A 5188-nucleotide genomic window follows, 5' to 3' on the forward strand; every position below is an offset into this window, starting at 1 on the left:
TCCCCGCCCCTCCGGGACGGGAGTGGCGACCGGGGTCCCCGGGGCATCCGTGGCACCGGTGAACGGGAGTGGGGGGAGACGCCCCGGGGACGTGTTAGAGTTGGGTTGTTCCTCGGGGGTTCCCGAGGGGCCCACGCCGCGGGGTGGAGCAGCTCGGTAGCTCGCTGGGCTCATAACCCAGAGGTCGCAGGTTCAAATCCTGTCCCCGCTACGCAGCGAAGAGGGCCCGGTGAAGGTGCGTCAGCACCGCCACCGGGCCCTCTTCCCGTTGTGCGGGGTGCGCGCCCCCGGTCCCCTTCGCCCGGCTTCCCGTTTCCCCGGCTCCCCGGGCTTCCCCGTTTCGTGACGACCTGACGGCTCCGAACGGTGCGTCGGTTTCGCACGGTGCATCGCCTCCCCGCGACGGGGGCGGCGGACCCGGGCGTGTCCCCTCGTGGTGCGGGAACGTCCCCGGCCCCCTCCGGTCCCGCGGCGTTCCCCGGGGCGCGCACCGGGGACGCGCCGGGGACACCGTCCACCCCGGTCGGGGGGTTCGGCGCGCGCCCGGGTGGTCCGACCGGGAGGGCGTGTCACTCCTGCGGTGGATCTTCGGGCTCCGGGGCCCGCCACTCGTGAGGGTGACACCGAGGGGCGGCGGCACCGCTGTGAGCGGCCACGATGTCCACCGGGGCGCTCCCGAGACCCAATCGGTGCGCATTTGCCGCCTGTTACAGCGTTTGAGTGTTGTCATGTCGGGAAGTCGATAAACCTCTATGTGACTTCGCCGGTCGCGGGTATTTTCCGGTGTACGCAGGTTTCAGGTGGTGCGAGTATGGTCCTTATGGGGGACAGGGCGGGGTTCGAGACCGGCGCCGAGGAGGCGGCCCGCGAGGGCGCGGCCCGCCTTCGGCGCGGGGATCTCGACGGTGCGGAGGCGCTGTTGCGCGTCGCCGCGTCCGAGGGTGACCGCAGTGCGGCCAACAACCTCGGCGTCCTCCTCCATCGCACCGGTCGGGCCGAGGAGGCCGCCGGTTGGTGGCGCACCGCCGCGGTCGCCGGCTCCGCCGCCGCCGCGCACGCCCTGGGTCGCCTGCACCGCGAGCAGGGCGACGACACCGCGGCCGAGTACTGGCTGCGCCAGTCCGCCGAGTGGGGTCATGACTCGGGAGCCTACGCCCTCGCCGACCTGTTGCACCACAACGACGCGGACGGCGCGGCGCGGTGGTTCCGGATCGCCGCCGAGCGCGGTCACCGCGAGGCCGCGTTCCGCTACGCGCCGCTCTCGGAGGACCCCGAGACCTGGTACCGCTTCGCCGCGGCCCGCGGCCACGCCCGCGCCGCCCACCGATTGGGCGAGCTGCTCGAGCGGCGCGGCGAGACCACCGAGGCGATGCGCTGGTACCTCGACGCCGCGGAGGCCGGGGAGTCCGGGGCCGCCGCCGCCCTGGGTTTCCTGCTGAGCGACGCGGGCGAGGAGGAGGCGGCCGAGAGTTGGTGGCTGCGCGCCGCCCGTGAGGGCGAGGGCACGGCGGCCAACGCCCTCGGCGCGCTGCACGCCCGGCACGGTCGTCGTCAGGAGGCCCAGCGCTGGTACCGCGCGGCCCTGGAGGCCGGCGACATCAACGGCGCCTTCAACCTGGCCCTGCTGTGCGCGGGTTCCGGCCGCATGGTGCAGGCCGAGCAGTGGTACCGCCGGGCCGCCTACGCGGGCCACCGGGAGGCGGCCAACGCCCTCGCGGTGCTGCTGCTCCAGCGCGGCGACACCGACGGGGCCGAGCCGTGGTTCTCCCGCGCGGCCGAGGCCGGCAGCGTGGACGCGGCCTTCAACCTGGGCATCCTGCACGCCGGGCGGGGCGACGACGCCGAGTCCCTGCGCTGGTACCGGCGGGCCGCCGGGGCCGGGCACGCGGAGGCGGCCCTGCAGGTGGCGCTCACCGGTCTGCGGCAGGCCCGCACCCCCCGGGAACGGGCCGAGGCCGACCGGATGCTGCGTCGTTCGGCCGAGGGCGGCAGCGTGGAGGGCGCCTTCCGCCTGGCGGTCCGGCTGGAGCGGCTGGAGCGCGCGGGGGAGGGCGACCCGCCCCCCGGGCCGGGCACCGAGACCGACCCGGACACCGACCCGGGGCTGGGCACCAACGGTCGGATCGTGCTGCGTCCCAGCGGGCCGGTCCGCGGCCTCGGCGGCCCCGCCGACCCGGAGTCCTCCGAGGCCGAGCGGTGGTACCGGCGTGCCGCCGAGCGCGGGCACCGTCGGGCCCGGGTGCGGTTGGGGACCCGGGCGGCCGAGCGCGGTGACCTGGTCGAGGCGGCCGAGTGGTACCGCCGCGCCGCCGAGGACGGCAGCCGCAACGGCGCCTTCAACCTGGGGCTGCTGCTCGCGCGCGAGGGTGCCGAGCCCGAGGCCGCGATGTGGTGGAAGCGGGCGGCGGAGGCCGGTCACGGCCGGGCCGCACTGCACCTGGCGCTGCTCGCCTCCCGGCGCGGCGACCTGGCCGAGGGGCGCGAGTGGAGCGCCCGGGCCGCGGAGCTCGGGCCGGCGGAGGTCGCGGAGCGGGCCGGCCGGCTGCGGGACGCGCTGGCGGGCGAGATGACGGCCTGACGGCGGGTGTCCCGCCGAACGGGGCGGGTCCTCCCGGACGGGGGTCCCGCCCCGTCCCGCTTCGCGTCGCCCCGCGGGGGCGACGCCCGGGGGCCCGGGACCGGGACGCCCCCGGTCAGCCCCCGCCCGGGGCGCCGTCCCGCACCCCGGCGGCCGAGGCCAGCGCGGCCCGGGCCATCCGGTGCAGCAGGTCGGCCGTGCCGGCGCGGTCCGGCAGCGCGCCGGTGCGCGCGGAGAGGTGGGGGGTGGAGTTCAGCAGGCCGAAGACGGCGTGCACGGCGCCCCGCGCGCAGCGCTCGGACAGGTCCGGGTACACCCGGCAGACCACCTCCACCCACAGCTCCACGTACTGCCGCTGCAGCCGCCGGACATCCTTGCGGTCGCGCTCGGGGAGGCGGTCCAGTTCCCGGTCGTGCAGGGTGATCAGGGCCCGGTCGTCCAGCGCGAAGTCGATGTGGCCGGTGATCAGGGCGTCCAGCGCCTCCGCCGGTGACCGTCCGGCCGCCGCGGCCTCCTCCACCCGGCGCTCGCCGCCGTCGCGGAGCCGGACGCTGATGCCGACCAGCAGTTCGGCGAGCATGGCGTCCTTGCCGGCGAAGTGCCGGTACAGGGCGGGGCCGCTGATGCCCACGGCCGCCCCTATCTCGTCCACCCCGACACCGTGGAAGCCGTGGTCGGCGAAGAGCCGGGACGCCTCGCGCAGGATCTGCTCGCGCCGGGTTCCGCCCCCGGTCCGCCGTCCGGCGCGGCTGCCGTCCCGGTCGGTGGACGCGGGCGGCCCGGCGGGGGCGCCGGTGGAAGGTGCGGCTGCGGTCGAGCCGGGGGGCGAGCCGTGCATGGTCCCATTGTAGACAGTCGGCGTTAATGGGCGTTAACCTGGGATCCGGCGTTAACGGTCATTAACCCGCGGGCGGCTCCGCCGGCGGGTGGAGCGTGAGGGAGCTGGTCGGATGAGCCGGGCACCGGTGCTCGGGGTCGGCGCGGAGCCGGACTCCGCCGCCCGCCGGGCGAACGAGAAGGCCCACCGGGAGCTGGTCGCCGAGCTGCGGGAGAAGCTGGCGGCGGCCCGTCTCGGCGGCGGTGAGGCCGCCCGGGCCCGGCATGTCGCGCGCGGCAAGCTCCTGCCCCGCGACCGGGTGGACACCCTGCTGGACCCCGGCTCCCCCTTCCTGGAGCTGGCTCCCCTGGCGGCGCACGACATGTACGGGGGCGACGCCCCCGCGGCCGGCGTGATCGCCGGGATCGGTCGGGTCTCGGGCCGCGAGTGCGTGGTGGTGGCCAACGACGCCACCGTCAAGGGCGGCACCTACTACCCGATGACGGTCAAGAAGCACCTGCGGGCCCAGGAGGTGGCCCTGGAGAACCGCCTGCCCTGCCTGTACCTGGTGGATTCCGGAGGCGCCTTCCTGCCGCTGCAGGACGAGGTCTTCCCGGACCGGGACCACTTCGGTCGCATCTTCTTCAACCAGGCCCGGATGTCCGAGCGGGGCATCCCGCAGTTGGCCGCCGTGATGGGCTCCTGCACCGCCGGCGGCGCCTACGTCCCCGCCATGAGCGACGAGGCCGTCATCGTGCGCGGCCGGGGCACCATCTTCCTGGGCGGCCCCCCGCTGGTGAAGGCCGCCACCGGCGAGGTCGTCACCGCCGAGGAGTTGGGCGGCGGCGAGGTGCACTCGCGGATCTCCGGCGTCACCGACCACCTCGCCGAGGACGACGCGCACGCCCTGCGCATCCTGCGGTCGACCGTCGCCGGGCTGCCCCGGCGCGGCCCGCTGCCCTGGTCGGTCGAGCCGGCCGAGGAGCCCGCCGTGGACCCGGAGGGCCTCTACGGGGCGGTGCCGGTGGACCCCCGCACCCCCTACGACGTGCGCGAGGTCATCGCCCGCCTGGTGGACGGCTCCCGGTTCCACGAGTTCAAGGCCGAGTACGGCACCACCCTGGTCACCGGCTTCGCCCGGATCCAGGGTCATCCCGTCGGCGTGGTGGCCAACAACGGCATCCTCTTCGGCGAGTCCGCGGTCAAGGGCGCCCATTTCGTCGAGCTGTGCGACCAGCGCGGCATCCCGCTGCTGTTCCTGCAGAACATCTCCGGCTTCATGGTCGGCCGGGACTACGAGGCGGGCGGCATCGCCAAGCACGGTGCCAAGATGGTCACCGCCGTCGCCTGCACCCGGGTGCCCAAGCTCACCGTGGTGATCGGTGGCTCCTACGGCGCGGGCAACTACTCGATGTGCGGTCGGGCCTACTCGCCCCGCTTCCTGTGGATGTGGCCCAACGCCCGGATCTCGGTGATGGGCGGCGAGCAGGCCGCCTCCGTCCTGGCCACCGTCAAGCGCGATCAGTTGGAGGCGCGGGGCGAGGAGTGGTCCGAGCGCGAGGAGGAGGAGTTCAAGGCACCGATCCGGGCCGACTACGAGGCCCGGGGCAACGCCTACCACGCCACCGCCCGGCTGTGGGACGACGGGATCATCGACCCCCTGGAGACCCGCACCGTCCTGGGGCTGGCCCTGACCGCCTGCGCCAACGCCCCGTTGGGCGAGCCCGGTTGGGGCGTGTTCCGGATGTGATCCCGGGTCGTCCCCGCACCGCCCCGGCCGAGGTCCCCGATTC

3 protein-coding genes and 1 tRNA gene are annotated in these 5188 nt (G+C 75.5%); 3 read left to right on the top strand and 1 reads right to left on the bottom strand.

What is annotated here, in order from left to right; all coding sequences use genetic code 11:
• Positions 1-137 precede the first annotated feature (137 nt).
• Positions 138-211: transfer RNA gene (locus tag FOE67_RS15835), tRNA-Met, on the top strand.
• Positions 212-820: 609 nt separating this feature from the next.
• Entirely contained in the window at positions 821-2578 is a 1758-nt protein-coding gene (locus FOE67_RS15840) for a tetratricopeptide repeat protein (protein ID WP_182664784.1), read from the top strand.
• 115 nt (positions 2579-2693) lie between these two features.
• Here FOE67_RS15840 and FOE67_RS15845 read toward each other — a convergent pair whose 3' ends face one another.
• Positions 2694-3416: an SACE_7040 family transcriptional regulator gene (locus FOE67_RS15845; protein WP_182664785.1), complete on the bottom strand. Its 723-nt coding sequence runs from the start codon at positions 3414-3416 to the stop codon at positions 2694-2696.
• A 112-nt stretch (positions 3417-3528) separates the two neighbouring features.
• Here FOE67_RS15845 and FOE67_RS15850 point away from each other — a divergent pair, with 112 nt between their 5' ends.
• Positions 3529-5145, top strand: a complete 1617-nt coding sequence (locus FOE67_RS15850) for a carboxyl transferase domain-containing protein (RefSeq protein ID WP_182664787.1) — start codon at positions 3529-3531, stop codon at positions 5143-5145.
• Positions 5146-5188: the final 43 nt, after the last annotated feature.

The organism is Streptomyces calidiresistens (genome assembly GCF_014141525.1).
Lineage (GTDB): Bacteria > Actinomycetota > Actinomycetes > Streptomycetales > Streptomycetaceae > Streptomyces > Streptomyces calidiresistens.

Bases quoted from the DNA above. Each gene is read 5' to 3' on its own strand.
- FOE67_RS15840 (WP_182664784.1), top strand. From the start codon at position 821: ATGGGGGACAGGGCGGGGTTCGAGACCGGCGCCGAGGAGGCGGCCCGC.
- FOE67_RS15845 (WP_182664785.1), bottom strand. From the start codon at position 3,416: ATGCACGGCTCGCCCCCCGGCTCGACCGCAGCCGCACCTTCCACCGGC.
- FOE67_RS15850 (WP_182664787.1), top strand. From the start codon at position 3,529: ATGAGCCGGGCACCGGTGCTCGGGGTCGGCGCGGAGCCGGACTCCGCC.